Annotated in this window: 1 pseudogene; it reads left to right on the top strand. The window is 70.8% G+C overall.

The features are described from left to right. Nucleotides 1-226 (top strand): annotated as a pseudogene (locus IE312_RS42325) (zinc metalloprotease HtpX); the annotation flags it as partial.

Below are 226 nucleotides of genomic sequence, written 5' to 3'. Positions count from 1 at the left end.
GCGCTGATCGTGCTGCTGCGGTCCTGGGTGCTGGTCGCCGTGCTGATCGGGGCGCTGTTCGTGGCGCAGTTCTGGTTCTCCGACCGGATCGCGATGTTCGCGATGCGCGGGCGCCCCGTCGAGCGGGAGGAGTGTCCCGAGCTGCACGCCGTGGTCGACCGGCTGTGCGCGATCGCCGACCTGCCCAAGCCGGTGGTAGCCGTGTCCGCGCTGGACATGCCGAACG

It is taken from the genome of Streptomyces capoamus (genome assembly GCF_014654935.1).
Lineage (GTDB): Bacteria > Actinomycetota > Actinomycetes > Streptomycetales > Streptomycetaceae > Streptomyces > Streptomyces capoamus.
The sequence above is the reverse complement of the archived record's forward strand: the minus strand, read 5'-3'. Positions and strand labels throughout refer to the sequence as shown.